Source organism: Pantoea sp. USHLN298, from assembly GCF_037149395.1.
GTDB lineage: Bacteria > Pseudomonadota > Gammaproteobacteria > Enterobacterales > Enterobacteriaceae > Pantoea > Pantoea astica.
In genome coordinates, this window is record NZ_JBBCRO010000017.1 from 1 (window position 1) to 567 (window position 567).

The 567-nt window shown below is 49.2% G+C and carries 1 tRNA gene and 2 rRNA genes; all 3 read right to left on the minus strand.

From position 1 onward, the window contains the following. Positions 1-91: ribosomal RNA gene (locus tag WFK59_RS21960) — 23S ribosomal RNA — on the minus strand; the annotation flags it as partial. A 212-nt stretch (positions 92-303) separates the two neighbouring features. Further along, a tRNA-Glu gene (locus WFK59_RS21965) sits at positions 304-378 on the minus strand. Positions 379-467: 89 nt separating this feature from the next. After that, positions 468-567 (minus strand): 16S ribosomal RNA (locus WFK59_RS21970); the annotation flags it as partial.

Below are 567 nucleotides of genomic sequence, written 5' to 3' on the forward strand. Positions count from 1 at the left end.
TATCACCTTACCGTCGCTTTACGCAGATTAGCACGTCCTTCATCGCCTCTGACTGCCAGGGCATCCACCGTGTACGCTTAGTCGCTTAACCTCACAACCCACAGGCGTTTTCAACGCTGCGTGTTGCAAGCATTTGAGAGACTCGAACATATCGTGTTTTTCATTCTTATTACGGAGAATGAAAACGACATGTCGTTTCAATTTTCAGCTTGTTCCGGATTGTTAAAGAGCAATATCTTAAACATGACTCGTAAGTCATCTTTAAGATATGTGGGCAACACCTTTCACCTGTCACCAAGCAAGTGGCGTCCCCTAGGGGATTCGAACCCCTGTTGCCGCCGTGAAAGGGCGGAGTCCTAACCGCTAGACGAAGGGGACACGATAGTGTCGCGACTTCGCAGCCGTCTTGCTCATTACTTTTCTATCAGACAATCTGTGTGAGCACTACGCGGGAAGGTATCTTCAGGTAAGGAGGTGATCCAACCGCAGGTTCCCCTACGGTTACCTTGTTACGACTTCACCCCAGTCATGAATCACAAAGTGGTAAGCGCCCTCCCGAAGGTTAAG